18 protein-coding genes are annotated in these 17,452 nt (G+C 62.9%); 6 read left to right on the top strand and 12 right to left on the bottom strand.

The window, feature by feature from the left end; translation table 11 throughout:
• Positions 1-109 precede the first annotated feature (109 nt).
• Positions 110-619 carry an outer membrane protein assembly factor BamE gene (locus tag EP165_RS16630; protein WP_127523954.1) on the top strand — a complete coding sequence of 170 codons (510 nt, stop codon included), beginning with the start codon at positions 110-112 and terminating at the stop codon, positions 617-619.
• A 345-nt stretch (positions 620-964) separates the two neighbouring features.
• Here EP165_RS16630 and EP165_RS16625 read toward each other — a convergent pair whose 3' ends face one another.
• From EP165_RS16625 to EP165_RS16570, 12 genes are all read right to left on the bottom strand, one after another.
• On the bottom strand, positions 965-3,103 hold the full coding sequence (locus tag EP165_RS16625) for a sodium-translocating pyrophosphatase (RefSeq protein WP_127523953.1): 2,139 nt from the start codon (positions 3,101-3,103) through the stop codon (positions 965-967).
• A 199-nt stretch (positions 3,104-3,302) separates the two neighbouring features.
• Positions 3,303-4,499, bottom strand: a complete 1,197-nt coding sequence (locus tag EP165_RS16620) for an MFS transporter (RefSeq protein ID WP_127524040.1) — start codon at positions 4,497-4,499, stop codon at positions 3,303-3,305.
• Between the two features lie 11 nt (positions 4,500-4,510).
• Complete coding sequence (gene nusB / locus EP165_RS16615) at positions 4,511-5,014, bottom strand: transcription antitermination factor NusB (protein WP_127523952.1); 504 nt, start codon at positions 5,012-5,014, stop codon at positions 4,511-4,513.
• Positions 5,011-5,439, bottom strand: a complete 429-nt coding sequence (locus tag EP165_RS16610; protein ID WP_127523951.1) for a 6,7-dimethyl-8-ribityllumazine synthase — start codon at positions 5,437-5,439, stop codon at positions 5,011-5,013. The genes nusB and EP165_RS16610 overlap by 4 nt, the downstream gene beginning before the upstream one ends.
• A gap of 110 nt (positions 5,440-5,549) precedes the next feature.
• Complete coding sequence (locus EP165_RS16605) at positions 5,550-6,158, bottom strand: riboflavin synthase (RefSeq protein WP_127523950.1); 609 nt, start codon at positions 6,156-6,158, stop codon at positions 5,550-5,552.
• Entirely contained in the window at positions 6,158-7,288 is a 1,131-nt protein-coding gene (gene ribD / locus EP165_RS16600; protein ID WP_127523949.1) for a bifunctional diaminohydroxyphosphoribosylaminopyrimidine deaminase/5-amino-6-(5-phosphoribosylamino)uracil reductase RibD, read from the bottom strand. The genes EP165_RS16605 and ribD overlap by 1 nt, the downstream gene beginning before the upstream one ends.
• 3 nt (positions 7,289-7,291) lie before the next feature.
• Positions 7,292-7,756 (bottom strand): transcriptional regulator NrdR, encoded by a 465-nt coding sequence (gene nrdR, locus EP165_RS16595; protein WP_127523948.1) that lies wholly within the window; start codon positions 7,754-7,756, stop codon positions 7,292-7,294.
• Positions 7,757-7,868: 112 nt separating this feature from the next.
• On the bottom strand, positions 7,869-9,182 hold the full coding sequence (glyA, locus tag EP165_RS16590) for a serine hydroxymethyltransferase (protein WP_127523947.1): 1,314 nt from the start codon (positions 9,180-9,182) through the stop codon (positions 7,869-7,871).
• Between the two features lie 162 nt (positions 9,183-9,344).
• On the bottom strand, positions 9,345-10,598 hold the full coding sequence (locus EP165_RS16585; RefSeq protein ID WP_127523946.1) for a L,D-transpeptidase family protein: 1,254 nt from the start codon (positions 10,596-10,598) through the stop codon (positions 9,345-9,347).
• Positions 10,599-10,860: 262 nt separating this feature from the next.
• A complete protein-coding gene (gene ldtR / locus EP165_RS16580) occupies positions 10,861-11,376 on the bottom strand; it encodes a transcriptional regulator LdtR (protein ID WP_127524039.1) in 516 nt (171 codons plus the stop codon).
• Positions 11,377-11,554: 178 nt separating this feature from the next.
• Positions 11,555-11,989, bottom strand: a complete 435-nt coding sequence (locus EP165_RS16575; protein ID WP_245440188.1) for a DUF6163 family protein — start codon at positions 11,987-11,989, stop codon at positions 11,555-11,557.
• Complete coding sequence (locus tag EP165_RS16570; protein ID WP_127523945.1) at positions 11,986-13,029, bottom strand: enoyl-CoA hydratase/isomerase family protein; 1,044 nt, start codon at positions 13,027-13,029, stop codon at positions 11,986-11,988. Before EP165_RS16570 ends, EP165_RS16575 begins: the two co-directional genes overlap by 4 nt.
• Positions 13,030-13,164: 135 nt before the next feature.
• On the opposite strand from EP165_RS16570, the gene hemB reads away from it, so the two are divergent.
• The 5 genes from hemB (at position 13,165) to EP165_RS16545 (ending at position 17,447) form a co-directional block, all read left to right on the top strand.
• A complete protein-coding gene (gene hemB, locus EP165_RS16565) occupies positions 13,165-14,196 on the top strand; it encodes a porphobilinogen synthase (protein ID WP_127523944.1) in 1,032 nt (343 codons plus the stop codon).
• A 105-nt stretch (positions 14,197-14,301) separates the two neighbouring features.
• Complete coding sequence (locus EP165_RS16560; RefSeq protein ID WP_127523943.1) at positions 14,302-14,895, top strand: Spy/CpxP family protein refolding chaperone; 594 nt, start codon at positions 14,302-14,304, stop codon at positions 14,893-14,895.
• A 37-nt stretch (positions 14,896-14,932) separates the two neighbouring features.
• Entirely contained in the window at positions 14,933-15,634 is a 702-nt protein-coding gene (locus EP165_RS16555; RefSeq protein ID WP_127523942.1) for a response regulator, read from the top strand.
• Positions 15,635-15,637: 3 nt separating this feature from the next.
• Positions 15,638-16,918, top strand: coding sequence for a sensor histidine kinase (locus EP165_RS16550; RefSeq protein WP_245440187.1), 1,281 nt, complete (start codon positions 15,638-15,640; stop codon positions 16,916-16,918).
• A 52-nt stretch (positions 16,919-16,970) separates the two neighbouring features.
• The gene (locus tag EP165_RS16545) at positions 16,971-17,447 is read left to right on the top strand and encodes an RDD family protein (RefSeq protein WP_127523941.1); all 477 of its coding nucleotides are present in this window, start codon (positions 16,971-16,973) and stop codon (positions 17,445-17,447) included.
• Positions 17,448-17,452 lie beyond the last annotated feature (5 nt).

Raw genomic sequence — 17,452 nt, 5'->3', positions numbered from 1 at the left:
TGGTGGGGGTCAGGTTGCATCGCCGGCGAAGCTGGTTTACCGCTTTTCGCCGCCGCCGCAAACGGCAGCGCGATGCGGCATTTGCCGCAGCTAGGATGAGGTAGAGCAGTTGTCTCGGGCAGTCGATTTCAAATTTCAGCCTTCGAAGCGCGCCTTCGGCATTGCCGGTGCGGTCGTCCTCTGCGCTGCCCTCGCCGGCTGCAACGCCACCGAAACGCTGCAGGCTTCCCAGACCATCAACAAGGGCTATGTCATCGATCAGGAATCGCTGGCACTGGTACCGGTCGGCTCCAGCCGCGAGCAAGTGGTGCTCACGCTGGGAACACCGTCAACGTCGGCTACGTTCGACAACGAGGTTTTCTACTACATCTCGCAGAAGCGCGTGCGCAACGCGGCCTTCATGAAGGCCAAGGTCGTCGACCAGCGCGTTCTGGCAGTCTATTTCGGCGACGACGGGCGGGTGAGCAACATCGCCAATTACGGCCTGCAGGACGGCAAGCTGTTCGACTTCATCTCGCGCACCACGCCGACGGCCGGCAAGGATCAGAACTTCCTGATGCAGCTGATTTCGGGCCTTGCGGGCGGAGGTGGCGGCGGTTCGCGCTTCCCCGGCCTCTAGCGTACGGGCGCAGGCCCGCCTGGCTGCTGCAACCCGGCCTAACAGCCGATCGGGCGCCTCCATTCCGGCAGACCAGCACAGTCGGAATTTCGTTCATCGTGGACGGCCTCTGCGCACGTTGCCTTGAGTTCTTTCGGCAGGCTGTCGAGCTGACCGGAATTTTGCGACCGGAAAATCCCTGAACTCTGCCAGCCATCGCACCGAAATCAGGGTCGGGATGGCGCAGCGGCTCGGGCCGGCAAGCCCGGCAAAGACCGCGTCCCAATTCAGATCATCCTTGGCCAAAAAGAAAGACCCGCGGGCGTCACCGCCCGCGGGTCCGTATTTTCGCTTCTCTGCCGCCGTTTAGTGCGCGAGCACGGCCAGCAGCAAGAGCGCCATGATGTTGGTGATCTTGATGGCCGGGTTCACGGCCGGGCCAGCTGTATCCTTGTAAGGATCGCCGACTGTATCACCCGTTACGGAGGCCTTGTGCGCCTCGGAGCCCTTCTCGTGCTTCACACCGTCCTTGTCGGTGAAGCCGTCCTCGAAGCTCTTCTTGGCGTTGTCCCAGGCGCCACCGCCCGAGGTCATGGAGATCGCGACGAACAGGCCGTTCACGATCACGCCAAGAAGCGAAGCGCCGAGAGCCGCGAAGGCCGAAGCCTTCGAGCCGGAGATCAGCAGCACGCCAAAATAGACGACGAGCGGCGCCAGAACCGGCAGCAGCGACGGGATAATCATTTCCCGGATCGCGGCCTTGGTCAGCAGATCCACTGCACGGGCGTAGTCCGGCTTGTCCTTGCCTTCCATGATGCCCGGCTTCTCGCGGAACTGCTTGCGCACTTCCTCCACGATCGAGCCAGCGGCGCGGCCGACCGCCGTCATGGCGATACCACCGAAGAGGTATGGGATCAGGCCGCCGAAGATCAGGCCCGCAACCACATAAGGGTTGGAGAGCGAGAAGGAGACGCTGCCCATATCGGCGAAGTACGGGAACTGGTCGCTGTTGGCGGCGAAATACTCCAGATCGTAGGAGTAAGCGGCAAACAGAACCAGTGCGCCGAGACCGGCCGAACCGATGGCGTAGCCCTTGGTGACGGCCTTCGTGGTGTTGCCCACGGCGTCGAGCGCGTCGGTCGACTGGCGCACTTCCGGCGGAAGACCCGACATTTCGGCGATGCCGCCGGCATTGTCGGTCACGGGGCCGAAGGCGTCGAGCGCCACGATCATGCCGGCCAGGCCGAGCATGGTGGTGACCGCGATCGCGGTGCCGAACAGACCAGCGAGCTGGAAGGTGGCGATGATGCCCGCCACGATGACGATTGCCGGCATCGCGGTGGCTTCGAGCGAAACTGCCAGACCCTGGATCACGTTGGTGCCGTGGCCGGTCACCGATGCCTGGGCAATCGAGTTCACCGGACGCTTGTCGGTGCCGGTATAATACTCGGTGATCACCACGATCAGACCCGTCACGACGAGACCGATGAGGCCGCAGATGAACAGGTTGGTGCCGGTGATTTCCATGCCGGCAACGGTGCCGATCGCTTCCCAGCCGATGGTCAGCGAGGTCGCGCCGCCGACGCCGATGATGGTCAGCAGGCCGGTGACGATGAGGCCCTTGTAGAGGGCGCCCATGATCGAGCCGTTGGAACCGAGGCGCACGAAGAAGGTGCCGATGATGGAGGTGATGATGCAGGCGCCGCAAAGCGCGAGCGGGTAGAGCATCACCTGACCGAGAATTTCAGAACCGGCGAAGAAGATCGCGCCCAGAACCATGGTCGCGACAACGGTCACGGCATAGGTCTCGAACAGGTCGGCGGCCATGCCGGCGCAGTCGCCGACATTGTCGCCGACATTGTCGGCGATGGTTGCGGGATTGCGCGGATCATCCTCCGGGATACCGGCTTCCACCTTGCCGACCAGGTCACCACCCACGTCGGCGCCCTTGGTGAAGATGCCGCCGCCGAGACGGGCGAAGATCGAGATCAGCGAAGCGCCGAAACCAAGCGACACCAGAGCGTCGATCACCGCGCGGTCAGCCGCGCCATAACCCATCGGGCCGATCAGGACCCAGTAATAAACAGCAACGCCAAGCAGTGCGAGACCCGCCACCAGCATGCCGGTGATGGCGCCCGACTTGAATGCAATGTCGAGGCCCGCGGCCAGGCTGTTGGATGCGGCCTGTGCGGTGCGCACATTGGCGCGTACCGAGACGTGCATGCCGATGAAGCCCGCGACGCCCGAAAGCACGGCACCGATCAGGAAGCCGACCGCCGCCGTAACGGACAGCAGCCACCAGGCGAGCAGAAACACCACCACGCCGACGATGGCGATGGTTGTGTACTGGCGGGAAAGGTAGGCCTGCGCACCCTCGCGGATGGCGCCGGCGATTTCCTGCATGCGTGCGTTGCCCTGGTCGGCCGCGAGGACCGACTGCGTCGCCCAGATGGCGTAAAGGACAGAAAGCAGGCCGCAGGCGATGACGACGTAAAGCATGGTCATTGCCAGAATTTTCCTTTGGGTTTGGCCCGCAAGAAACCCCTCCCCGGGCCGTTGACGGCGTCAAGGCGCAAAAAACGCCTGACCCTTCAGCGCGCGCTTATGCGCAAGCGACCGCTCAACGTCAAGCTATTGACCGGTTTTTGCCCCGAAATCGCCGCTTCAAGCGCGGTCAGAACCGTATCGCCGACAGTCGAGCAGATCAGGCAGGCTGCGGTTTTCTGGAGATAGCAGCCAGCGCGCCCAGCGCCACCAGGCACAGCACAGTGACCGGGAATATGATCCAGTTCAGCATGTCCCAGCCCCAGACATTGTAGACCTGTCCCGACATCAGCGAAGCGAAGGCGACCGACGAAAAGAGAACGAAGTCGTGGAAACCCTGCACTTTGTTCTTCTCTGCGGGTGAATATGTTTCGGCCACCATCGCAGTCGAGCCGATGAAGCCGAAATTCCATCCCAGCCCAAGCAGGATCAGCGCCGTCCAGAACTGCCACAGCTGAATGCCCGAAAGCGCGACGATGCCGCAGCCAATCAGTAGAATGAGGCCAGCCGCGACGACCTTCTCCTTGCCGAACCGGGCAATGAGGCGGCCGGTGAAGAAACTCGGGCCGAACATGGCAAGCACATGCCACGAGATGCCGAGTGTCGCCTCGTCGGTACTGAAACCGCAACCGACCATCGCCAGCGGTGCGCCTGTCATGACAAAGCTCATCAGGGCATAGCTGCCGACCGCGCAAAAGAGCGCGACGGCAAAACGCGGGCTGGCGACGATTTCTTTCAATGGCCGCGCCGGCCCCGCATCCACGCCATCGTCGACCGGCTGGTCCTTGCGCAGACGCAGGAACGACAGGATGACCAGACCGGCAAGCGCCAATCCGATCACCGATACGAACGAGCCGGCAAACATGACCGGCGCCAGCGTCTCGCGGGTGAAAATCACGATCTGCGGGCCGAGGATTGCGGTAATGACGCCGCCTGCAAGCACCCATGAGATTGCGCGCGCCTTGAACTCGGGCGGCGCGTTGTCGGCAGCGGCAAAACGGAACTGCTGAACAAAGGCACCGCCGGCTCCGATCACCAGCAGTCCGGCAACGAAGAGCCAGAAACTCGACTGGAACAGTGCCAGCGCGGCAACTGCGCCACCCAGGCCGGTGATCAGCGAGCCGGTCATGAAACCGCCGCGCTGACCGAGAGCACGGATGGCAAAAGCAGCAGGTATGGCGCCTGCGGCGACCCCGACCGTAAATGCGGTTACAGGTGCCGTTGCCAGTGACTTGTCGGGCCCCAGCAGGTAGTCCCCCGCAAGGCCGCCCAGGGAAATCGAGATTGGCGCGGCCGATCCGATGATTGCCTGCGAGGCCGCAAGAATGAGCGTCGTGCGCGTTGCGTCCCGCGCCATCTGCGGGCCGCTCACGCTTTCGCTCCTCCGCGGCCCTCGCCCCGCTTCTCACGCGCCACGCGGTCCAGAACCGCGTTTACAAGCCGCGGCTCCTCTTCCTCGTAGAACGCGTTGGCGATGTCGACATATTCGGACACGATAACCGCTACCGGCACGTCCCGGCGTTCGATCAGCTCATAGGTGCCGGCGCGCAGTATCGCACGCAGGGTGGAATCCAGCCGCGAAAGCGGCCAGTCGTCGGTCAACGCGGCACGAATGACCGGGTCGATCGTCTTCTGGCCTTCGACGACGCCGGACAAGATGGCGCGAAACCACTGCGGATCGGCCTCGCGGTAGACCGAACCGTCGACTTCCTTGCCGAGACGGTAGGCCTCGTATTCGGCCGCCGTCTCCAGCACGCCGCTGCCTGCGACATCCATCTGATAAAGCGCCTGCACCGCCGCCAGGCGGGCCGCACCGCGCTTGTTGGCCGGCCTCGCGCCCTGTCCCTCCGGCGATGACTTGGCAACGCTCACGATTCGAACCCCGCCTTCACCGAGATCATGGACAGTGCCGCATTGGCCGCGAAACCGCCCTTGTCGCCCTCGTTCTGGCGCGCACGGGCCCAGGCCTGCGCCTCGTTCTCGACGGTCAGGATGCCGTTGCCGATCGGCGCGCCGGCGACCGACAGGTTCATCAGGGCGCGGCTCGATTCATTGGCGACAATATCGAAGTGATAGGTCTCGCCGCGGATCACGCACCCCAATGCCACGTAGCCGTCATACTTTTTTGCGCCCGCATTGATGGCAAAGGAGATTGCCGCCGGCACCTCAAGCGCCCCGGGAACGGTAACCACGTCATATGTCGCGCCGGCGCGCTTAAGCGCCGTCTTCGCGCCCGAAAGAAGGGCGTCCGAAAGCTCTTCGTAATATCGCGCTTCGACGATGAGGATATGCGGCATGCGTCTGTGATCTTTCAGGCTCGAGGGGTTGCCGGTCACTTAGGCCTAACGGCAAGCGACGGCAAGCGCTTCGTGCCGTGCTCCTCCAATGATCGGCTGTACCAGTGCCGTCAGCGCGGTGCTTCCGCCAGCCGCGCGGCATAACGCGCCATGGTGTCGACTTCGAGGTTTACGCGGTCGCCGACCGCGCGGTCCGCCCAGGTTGTCACCGCCAGGGAATGGTGGATCAGAAGCACATCGAAACGCACGCCGTCGACGCCGTTCACCGTCAGAGACGTGCCGTCGAGCGCGACGGAACCCTTGGGCGCAATGAAGCGCGCCATTTCCAGCGGCGCCTCAAGTGTAAACCGGACGGCATCGCCCTCATCCTCGCGTGCAACAATCTGCGCCGTGCCGTCGACATGGCCGGACACGATATGGCCGCCGAGTTCGTCGCCCACCTTCAGCGCACGCTCCAGATTGATGCGCGTGCCCGTGTCCCAATCGGAGGCCGTGGTCAGCCGCAGTGCCTCTTCCCACGCCTCCACCTCGAACCAGCGCGCGTTTGAGCCTGACTCAGGCAATGCAACGACGGTCAGGCACACACCCGAGCAGGAAATAGACGCGCCGATATCGATCGTGGCCGGATCGTAGGCTGTCTCGATCCGCAGGCGCCGGCCTTCGGCGAGCGGCGAAACGGCGGCAACCTTGCCGATATCGGTGACAATTCCCGTGAACATCAGCCTGTCCTCATCCATTCCGCAAATCTGTCGCCGCCAAACTTGCCGTCGCGGACGAGCCTGAACCCGGACGGTACGGTGTCCGGCGTGACAGGCGAAACAATACCGCCCGGCCCGACGTCGCCCTCACCGGAAAACAAAACAAGACGGTCGACCAGGCGTTCGCGCAGGAACTGTTCGGCCACCGCGGCGCCGCCTTCGACCATCAAGGTCGAGACCCCGCGGCCCGCAAGATCTTCCAGCATCTCGGGCAGCGCAATGCGGCCGTCGGCGATATCGGCGCCGAGAAACTGCACACCCAGTGCCGCGAGCTCCGCCTTGCGCGCGGAATCGGCCTCGGGTGCGGCTGCGACGATGACCGGCGTCTCGCGCGCGCTCGCCGCAAGGCGAGACGCGGCCGGCAGCCGCGCGTCGCAATCGAGCACGATGCGGATGGGCGAGCGCTGCACCAGCCCCGGCAAACGGCAGGTAAGTTCGGGATCGTCCGCGATCGCGGTGCCGATGCCGACGAGAATCGCGTCGGCCTCGGCGCGCATCGCATGCACCTGCGCCCGGGCAAGATCACCGGTAATGGCGACCTGACCTTCGCCTTTTCGGCCGATCATCCCGTCGGCGGAAACAGCAAGTTTCAGAATTACTTCCGGCCGCTTGCTGACTGATCGAATCAGGTAACCCGCCATCAGCTCGGCGGCATCGTCGGCCAACACTGCCTCCACCACCTCGATACCCGCATCGCGCAATATCGCGTAGCCGCGACCGGACACACGCGGGTCCGGGTCGCTCGCCGCTCCCACCACGCGCACGATGCCAGCCGTCACCAGCGTCTCCGCGCAGGGCGGCGTGCGGCCATGGTGCGCACAAGGCTCCAGCGTGACATAGGCGGTGGCACCGCGGGCCAGTTCGCCGGCTTCGTCCAGCGCCTGCGGCTCGGCATGGGGCCTGCCCCCGATCGCCGTGACGCCACGCCCGACGATGCGCGGGCTTCCGCCATCGTTGCGCACGATCAGCGTGCCGACAGACGGGTTGGTGCCGGTTAATCCAAGGTGATGCCGCGACATGCGGATCGCGGCCGCCATGAAGCGGCGATCGGTTTCGCTCGGCGTGGCGGATGAGGGCGAGCTGCCAGCCATCGCCTACTCCGCCTCGTCCCCGTCCTTCAGCTGGCCGAGAATTTCCTGGAAGTCGCGCGCCTCGCGGAAATTGCGGTAAACCGAAGCGAACCGCACATAAGCGACATCGTCGAGCGACTTGAGGGCTTCCATCACCAGTTCGCCGATGCTGTCAGATGAGATTTCCGTTTCGCCGGAACTTTCCAGCTGACGGACAATACCCGATACGGCACGTTCGATACGCTCAGGTTCGACATTGCGTTTTCTGAGCGCGATATCGAAGGAGCGCATCAGCTTGTCGCGGTCGAAGGGCACCTTGCGGCCCGATTTCTTGGCTACCACAAGGTCGCGCAGCTGCACGCGCTCGAAAGTGGTGAAGCGGCCGCCGCAATCGGGGCAGACGCGTCGGCGGCGGATGGCGTTGCCGTCTTCCGCCGGGCGGGAGTCTTTCACCTGGGTGTCGAGCGACTGGCAGTATGGGCAGCGCATGGCGGGTCCGTGACGCGTTGAGTCGGATGCGCCGAAGGAGTTAGAGCTTTTCGGCTCCGATTCAAAGCCCGCCGGCCCGGCGCATCCTGGCCGGGCCAAAGCGGATCAGGCGTCAGCCAAGAAACTCGTAGAGCGGGAAGCGGTTGCACAGCGCCACCACCTTTTCTTTCACCGCTGCCTCTACGGCGGCATTTCCCTCATCCGAATTCGCGGTCTTGAGCCCGTCGAGCACCTCGGCAATCAGGGTGCCGATTTCGCGGAACTCGGCCTGACCGAAACCGCGTGTGGTGCCAGCCGGCGTTCCGAGCCGGATGCCGGAGGTGACAAACGGCTTTTCGGGATCGAACGGGATGCCGTTCTTGTTGCAGGTGATGTTGGCGCGGCCGAGTGCTGCCTCGGCACGTTTGCCTGTGGCGTTCTTGGGCCGCAGATCCACCAGCATCAGGTGGTTGTCGGTACCGCCTGACACGATGTCGAGCCCGGTTTCCTGAAGGCTCGCGGCGAGCGCCTTGGCATTTGTCGCCACATCCTGCGCATAGGCCTTGAAGGATGGCCGCAGCGCCTCACCAAGAGCAACTGCCTTCGCGGCAATCACGTGCATCAGCGGGCCGCCCTGAAGGCCCGGAAACACCGCGGAATTGAACTTCTTCGCCAGCGCCTCGTCATTGCACAGGATCATGCCGCCGCGCGGGCCGCGCAGCGATTTGTGGGTCGTGGTGGTCACGACATGCGCATGAGGCAGCGGCGACGGGTGAACACCGCCAGCGACCAGACCGGCAATATGCGCCATGTCGACCATCAGCCAGGCGCCGATTTCATCGGCGATGTCGCGGAAAGCCTTCCAGTCCCAGATGCGCGAATAGGCCGTGCCGCCGGCCAGGATCAGCTTCGGCTTGTGTTCATGCGCAAGGCGGCGCACCTCATCCATGTCGAGCAGGTGGTCGTCCTCGCGCACCCCGTAGGAGACCACGTTGAACCACTTGCCGGACATGTTGACGGGCGAACCGTGGGTCAGATGGCCGCCGGAATTCAGATCCAGGCCCATGAAGGTGTCGCCCGGCTGCAAAAGCGCCAGGAAAATCGCCTGGTTCATCTGGCTGCCGGAATTCGGCTGCACATTCGCGAACTCGCAGCCGAACAGCTTCTTGGCGCGCTCGATCGCCAGTTCCTCGACGATATCGACATACTGGCAGCCGCCATAATAGCGCTTGCCGGGGTAGCCTTCGGCATATTTGTTGGTCAGCACCGTGCCTTGCGCCTCCATCACGGCGCGGCTGACGATGTTTTCGGACGCGATCAGCTCGATCTCATGGCGCTGACGGCCCAGTTCGGAGCGAATCGACCGGAAAATCTCCGGATCCACCTCCTCGAGCGGAGCCGTGAAAAAATCTTCGGCCTGCGCCGAGTGAGCAGTCGCTGTTGCCATTGCGAATGACCTTCAGTTCGATTTGACGTGGATGCGCGCCGGGCGCTTAACACGAAACCGGCAGGTCTTCCACTCGTGCGAAACGAACTTCGCCGTTCCGTTCGCGACAGCCAAGAAAAAGGCCGCCCGCGGCGGCCCTCTTCGGTAGAATAATGCTGCCGGTTAGAGCGAACTGGTGAGCTGCAGTTCCTCGATGCCGTCCTGACCGTAGATATCGTCGCGGAAATGAACCACGGCATCGCTTGTCGACCATGCCGACACATAGGTGAAATAGACCGGCACCGCCGCCCGCAGCGCGACAGGCGTGCTTTCGCCCGTCTTGATGGCCTGCTCGAAGCGACGGCGGTCCCAGCCGTCAGTATCGCGCAGCAGCCAGGTGACGAGATCGCGCACATTCTGCACGCGCACGCAGCCGGACGAGAAGAACCGGTCGATATCGTTGAACAGGCTCTGCTGCGGCGTGTCGTGCATATAAACGGCATGCGGGTTCGGGAAGTTGATCTTCACCGAGGCCATCGCGTTGATCTTGCCCGGATCCTGGCGGAAGCGCAGCTTCGCGGCCTCGTCGGTCGACCAGTCCACCGTCATCGGATCAACCTCGTCGCCGCTCGAGTTGATCAGACGAATGTTGTTGTCCGTCAGATAGTTGGGGTCATTACGCATAAGCGGAATGATATCCTTGCGGATGATCGATTCGGGCGCATTCCAGAACGGATTGATGATCACTTCGTTGATCTTGGAATTCAGGATCGGCGTCTGGCGGTCCACCTTTCCCACGATTGCGGTGTGGCGCAGGATTACACGGCCGTTCTCGACTGCCTCGATCTGAGCGGCAGGAATGTTGACCATGACGAAACGCTGCCCGAGCTCGCCGGACATCGACCGCAGGCGTTCCAGATTGGTCTTCAGCTGAGCCAGCCTGATCGGCGCCGAAACATTCATGGCCGCGTAGCTGTGCGGCCCCATGACGCCGTCGCTCGGCAGACCGTGGCGCGCCTGGAAGCGCTTCACAGCTGCATCGACATAAGTGTCGAAGGACTGGCTCATGCCGGCGCCGGTCGACAGGTCGCCCGAGATCATCAGGCGGCGGCGCAGCATTTCGACTTCCGGCTCGATTACGCCGAGTTTCAGGCGCTTCGTTGCCGGAACCGTGTTCCAGCCGCCGTTCTGCACCAGCATTTCATAGTGAGCGATCGCCTGCTCGACATAAAACACCGTCTCGGCACTGAAAATCGGAAGGTTCGAGGCAACTTTCTCGCCAGCGCCTGCGCCGGTATCGAAACGGTCGTTCCAGCCGCCGCGGCGCGGCGTTTTCAAAATCTCATCAATCACCGACTGGGCGAACGCGCCGGATGTCAGCGCCGTGGCCGTCATCGCGCCAATTCCACCTAGAAACGTTCGGCGTTTGAGGGACATTGAGGCCTCCGGTCTTATGCTGAATTGGGAGCCGGATACTCGGCTCGGCTTAAAATGTCGTCAAGGCATGGGCCTGCCCATGACAAACCGCTCGTACAGAAGCGCTTAGCATACGCCAAGCCACCGGAATATGGCCGCAGCGTGGCCAAGTCCACACAAGCGCGTGAAACAAGAAAAACCGGCGCCCTGGGGCGCCGGCTCCGCACATTTGCCATTTCCCGCCAGGTCCCACTCGCGGGACGGCAGCGGAGAGAAAAAGGAATTACATGCGATATGCGATGGTATCGTTCCAGAACCGGTCGAGGCGCTGCAGCGAACGGTTCATCTGCTGGAATTCATCGCTGTTGATGCCGCCCACCTGCTCGATCGAACCGATGTGGCGGTCATAAAGCCTGGCGACGACCTCGGCCACGTCCTGGCCCTTGTCGGTGAGGCTGATGCGAACCGAGCGGCGGTCGACACGCGAACGCTGGTGATTGATGAAGCCGAGTTCGACGAGCTTCTTCAGATTGTAGGAAACGTTGGATCCCAGATAATAACCGCGGGTACGCAGTTCGCCTGCCGTCAGTTCCGAATTGCCGATATTGAACAGCAGCAGCGCCTGGATGGCGTTGATGTCGCTGCGGCCATTGCGGTCGAATTCGTCCTTGATCACATCGAGCAGGCGGCGATGCAGCCGCTCAACGAGCTGAAGGGATTCAAGATAGAGCGAGCGGATGTGCTCGCGCGGGTCGTTGTTTTCGGTTTCGGCATGCGCTGCCGGCTGACGCGAAGTCATCATTGTTCTGCCTCTCGTTTGACGCCTGGTGAATTGTTTTTTGTTCTTCACCTTGGCCGCCACCATAACGAAGGCGTCTAAAATTCGACTTAAACCGCAAGCTTAATGGGAGGTTAGGATCAACCTCCGGCAAAGTTGCTGAATCCTTTGTAAATTCAATCGGTAAGCTTGGATCGATTCAGGCGCTGGATGCACGTTTGTAGTGCTCCCAGGCGAGCAGGACGCGCCACACCGCGAACACTGCCAAAGCCGCGATGTGGAAGGCGACAAGCGCCGGGCGCGCACCGAACAGCTCCGGGAACCCCGCATACATGACAATCTCGCCAACAGCCGCGATCACCCAGATGACGGGCCCCCACGAAACGGTCATCCACAATCCGGTCGCGGCGATGGGAAACAGGACCGACAGTACCGTACAGGCGACCTGCCAATGCAGCGGCATCAGGTCGAAACGCCATAACGCTCCGTCATAAATGCCGATCAACCTGACCCAGTACGCAAGGCCGATGGCCATGCAGGTCAGCGCCAGCGCGCGGCACAGCCAGTCGTAACCAAGCTCGGTCGCGCTGATGCGCGGCAGTCTGACCCTCGAGTTGCGCGTTGCCTCGCTCACAGGCCGAGTTCCTTTTCGCCAAGCGGTGCGAAATAGGCGTTCACGGCTTCGTCCGAAACCTCTTCCAGCATCGAAGGCTGCCAGACCGGCGCGTTGTCCTTGTCTATGACAGCCGCGCGAATGCCTTCATAGAAATCGCGGCCGGCGAGCATCCGGTTGAGGATGCGGAATTCCATGTTCATGCAGTCACGCATGGAAAGCGCCCTGCCCTCTGTGATTTCGCGGAACGCGACCTTGACCGAGGTTGGCGAGCGCTTGGCGATCGTTGCGGCAAGTCCCGCTTCAAATTCCGCATCGGCCTCTGCGAGGCTTTGCATAACGCCACCGAGCGTTGGCTGGGCGAAATGCCGGTCGATCGCCTCCCAGTGATCCGCAGGCGTCTCAGATGCCGCCGTTTGAGCGAACATCGCCAGCGTTGCCTCGATGTCGCCGCCAGCCGTGAGCTGCCGTGTGAGTTCGTCGAGGGCTTCGGCCTTCACCGCATGTGTGGCAAAACCGGACTGCAGCTGATCGCCCCAGCGGGCGCGATTTCCGGTCAGGCCGAAATACATGCCCGCCGCGCCCCTGAGCCGCGGCAGGAAATGCGAGCCGCCGACATCGGGGAAAAAGCCGATGCCAACCTCCGGCATGGCGAAAACCGCATTTTCGGTCACCACGCGATGCGAACCATGCGCGGAGATGCCGACACCGCCGCCCATGACGATGCCGTCGATCAGCGCAACATAAGGTTTCGGGTAAGCCTCGATCGCCGCGTTGAGGCGGTACTCGTCGGCAAAGAAGTCGACCAGCAGCCTGCCCTCAAGGCCGGCTTTGTAAACATCGACGATATCGCCGCCGGCGCAAAACGCCCTGCCTTCGGCGCGTACGATCACCAGCTCGACGGCCGGGTCTTTGCGCCAGGCTTCAAGTGCGGCTGCCAGCGCATTGACCATACGTTGCGTCAGCGCGTTCAGCGCCTTCGGCCGTGTCAGCGTGACCACGCCGGCCCGGCCCTGCCGATCAAACCCTATCTCGTCGGCGCCGCCGAAATCCCCACTCACGCCAGCCGTCTCCCTGTGTCCCCCCTGCGTGCTTAGGAAGCGATGCGCGGTGCGTCAATGAGGCATCGGAGTAAAGACGCGCCGCATAGCGAATAGCGGTTTTGCGTGATAGAAGGCGCGCCAAGGAGCGCTGCCATGAAAACATCGGTTGAAAAGCTTGTCGCGGGCGGCCGCGACGTCGACGAAATCACCGGCAGCAGACGCCAGCGGCGCATGCGCAAGGCCGACTGGTCGCGCCGGCTGGTGCAGGAAAACCGGCTCACCGTGGACGACCTGATCTGGCCCGTCTTCATTATCGACGGCGAAAACCGCCGCGAAGACATTCCGGCGATGCCCGGCGTGCAGCGCATGACCGTCGACCTTCTCGTCCGCGAGGCCGAGCGCGCGGCGAAACTCGGCATTCCGGCAATCGCGACTTTTCCGAATGTCGACCTCTCGCTGCGCGACGAAACCGGCTCCGCCGTGCTCGACCCCGACAATCTGATCAACCGCGCCACGCGCGCGCTGAAGGCCGAAGTGCCTGAGATCGGCGTCATCACCGATGTCGCGCTCGACCCGTTCACCAGCCACGGCCATGACGGCATTTTGCGCGACGGCATCATCGTCAATGACGAGACAGTGGAGCAGATCGCTGCTGCCGCGGTGTACCAGGCTGCCGCCGGCGCCGACATCATCGCGCCGTCGGACATGATGGATGGCCGTATCGGCGCCATTCGCGACGCGCTCGACGCAAACGGCTTCTCCGATGTCGCCATCATGTCCTATGCGACGAAATTCGCCTCGGCCTTCTATGGCCCCTACCGCGAGGCAATCGGCACGCAGGGCCTGCTCAAGGGCGACAAGAAGACCTATTACATCGATCCTGCCAACACAGAAGAAGCGCTGCGGGAGACCGAGCAGGACATCGCCGAAGGCGCCGACATGGTGATGGTGAAACCCGGCCTGCCCTATCTCGATATCGTGTGGCGGCTGAAGGATACCTTCCAGCTGCCGACATTCGCCTACCAGGTGTCGGGCGAATATTCGATGATCAGGGCGGCAGCCGCAAATGGCTGGATCGACGGCGAACGCGCGATGATGGAATCTCTGCTCGCATTCAAGCGCGCCGGCTGCGACGGCATCCTTACCTATTTCGCGCCGGAAGTCGCCGAGCGCCTGCAGGGCTGAGCGTCTTTACATAACTTTACGTTCGCGCTGTAGGGGCGAAACGTTGGCTCACTACCTTCAACTCATCGCAGCAATGAAGCTGCCGAGCTGAAGGAGCCCAGGACAATGACCACCGAGAACAACACCCCCGAAACCGAAGCAACGCCAGAAACCAAGCCCGCCGCAGCAAATGGCTGGGGCAAGTGGGTCGCAGTCGGTGCGGTCGCGGCCATGCTGGTCGGCGGCGCAGGCGTCGCCAGCGCAATCAGCGACGACAGCGGCCGCAACTTCAAGCGCCTCGGCTTCGAGCACAGCGAAAGCATGGGCGGACGCGACGGCGGCATGATGCAGGCCCGCTGGGGCGGCGGCGGCGACCACGGCCGCGGAATGGGCCGTGTTCTTCAGCAGCTCGACCTCACTGACGAGCAGGAAGACAAGATCTTTGAAATCATGGATGGCGTGCGTGGCGAAGTGCGTCCCCTGATGCGGGAGTTCCGCGATACGCGCGAAAACCTCGTCGAAATCCTGTCGGCCGAGACAATCGACCGGCAAGCGATTGAGACGCTGCGCACCGAACGGCTGGCGTCGGTCGACGAAGCCTCGAAGACGATGAGCGAAGCGCTCCTGAACGCGGCGGAAGTCCTCACGCCCGAACAGCGCGCCGAACTCGCCAAACTTATCGAGGATCACGGGATGGGCGGAAGGCACGGTCGCTGGTAAGACCGGCTGAAGCGCATCGAACGGAGCGTAGCAGACCATGGCGGATACGGTACTGATCGTCGACGACGATACGCGCCTCTCCGCCATGGTCAGCGACTATCTGGCCGAGAACGGGTTCAAGGTCGCCACAGCACCGACAGCTACCGAAGGGCTAAAGGCTCTCAATAGCCGCGCACCCGACGCCGTCATCCTCGACATCATGCTGCCCGACATAGACGGCTTCGAAACCTGCCGGCGCATCCGCGCCGTTTCCGACGTTCCAGTGCTGATGCTGACCGCTAAGGGCGACGAGATGGACCGCATCGTCGGGCTGGAGATCGGCGCCGACGACTATCTGCCCAAACCATTCAACCCACGCGAACTGCTGGCCAGGCTGAAAGCCATACTGCGGCGGCGCAGCGGCAATGCCGCAAGTGCTGAGCGCGTGCTTCGCTTTGGAAGGCTCGAAATCGAGCCCTCGTCGCGCATCGCGCGTCTCGACGGGAACAACTGCACCCTCACCAGCTATCAATTCGATCTTCTGGTCGCTCTTGCCGAAAACGCCGGACGCACGCTTTCGCGCGAGCAGCTCATGGACAAGGTCAAGGGCGCCGAGCTCGAGGCCTTCGACCGGTCGATCGATGTTCATATCTCTCGCATTCGCGCTGCGATCGAGGACGACCCGAAACATCCGAAGCGAATCGTGACCGTGCGCGGCGCGGGCTATGTTTTCGCGCGCTATCAGGATCGGGAAAGCTGAGCGATGTTGAAACGCCTGCGCAGCAGCCTGTTTTTCAAGATCTACGTCACGCTCCTCGCCTGTCTGGCGGCAGTGGCGATCATGAGTGCCGTGTTCGTGCGCGCCGGCCAGGACCAGGAAGACCGAAGCTGGCAGGGCCGCCTCGACGCGTTCCTGACCGCGACGCTGCCCGAAACGGCGAGCCGCGACGATCTGCAGGCGCGCCTCGACTGGCTTTCCGACGCATTCGACACCGACATCGGCCTTTACGCCCAAAATGGCAGACCGATCGCGTCTGCCGGCAACCCGCCGCTGCCGGAACACACACCCTTCTGGCGTAATCGCCGCAACGATGACGACCGGCGCGGTTTTGCCTTCCGGCTTGAGGACGGGCGTATCGTTACGGCCAACATCGCCGGGCACCTGAGACCTGGCGTGCGCAGTCCCCTTCTTTATATGGCGCTGATCGCGGCGGTGATCGGCCTTGCCTCATATCCTGTGGTGCGCCACCTCACCCGCCGGCTGGAGCGCCTGCGCCAGGGCGTGGAAACATGGGGCGACGGCGCCAAACTTGCGCGTGTCGAGCTGCCGGGCACCGACGAAGTGGCTGCGGTCGCGATCAGCTTCAATGCAGCAGCCGACCGCATCGAAGCGCTGATTGCCTCACACCGCGCGCTGCTGGCCAATGCCAGCCATGAACTGCGTTCGCCGCTGGCACGATTGCGCATGGCGATCGACATTTACGAAAGCGCGCCAAGCGAGGCGGTGAAGCGCGAGATCGTGCAGAACCTTGCCGAGCTCGACGATCTGGTGGGCGAAATATTGCTGGCAAGCCGGCTTGATCATGTCGAGGATCTCGACAGTCGCGAGGAGTTCGATCTTCTGGCGCTGACGAGCGAGGAAGCGGCACGGCATGACATCAAAGTCGACGGCGAGGCGGCGGCGGTGAATGGCGACCCGAAGCTTTTGACGCGGCTCATCCGCAATCTGATCCTGAACGCCAAACGGCATGGCTCGGAGCCAGTGACGGTGAGCCTGTCGATACACGGCCCTATGGCGGTACTCGCGGTCACGGACAGCGGCACAGGCATTGCCGAGACAGACCGGGCACGCATCTTCGAACCATTCTACCGTCCGCGCGGCTATGGCGAACAGGCCGGCGGCTGGGGGCTCGGCCTGTCGCTGGTGCGGCAGATCGCAGAACATCATGGCGGCAGCGTTCGATACGACGCACCGGCCGGCGGCGGGTCCAGATTCACGGTTCTTCTTCCGCTTTCGGGCGGCGTAAAGCCACAAATGGCTTGAAAACGCAGGAGAAATCCCCATCTCCAAGACGACCGATCAAAAGGAAAGAAATATGACCGCCAAGGTTCTCGACGGTGAGATCATTTCCGACAAGTTGGATGACGCGCGTTTTTATGACGGCGTGCGTACCAGGCGCATCTTCGCCTTCCTGCTCGATTACGTGCTGGTCGCGCTTTTGATGATCCCATTTGGTGCGATCGTTGCGCTGCTCGGCGTGGTGACACTCGGCCTCGGCTGGCTTTTGTTCGGCATTCTGTTTCCGCTGGTCGCGCTCATCTATATCTGGATGACGCTTGGCGGGCCGGAACAGGCTACGGTGGGCATGCGCATGATGGGCATTCGCCTCGAGCGCCTCGACGGGCGGCCTGTCGACGGCATGCTGGCAGTGGTTCATTCGGTGCTTTTCTGGGCCGCGAATGCAATTCTGACGCCGCTGGTACTGCTCGTCACGCTGTTCACCGACCGCAAGCGCACCCTGCACGATCTGCTGCTCGGCACGGTTGTTGCGCGCTCCGAGCGGGTGCGCTGACCAGC

This window comes from Mesorhizobium sp. Z1-4, assembly GCF_004000235.1.
Taxonomy (GTDB): Bacteria; Pseudomonadota; Alphaproteobacteria; order Rhizobiales; family Rhizobiaceae; genus RCIO01.
The sequence above is the reverse complement of the archived record's forward strand: the minus strand, read 5'-3'. Positions and strand labels throughout refer to the sequence as shown.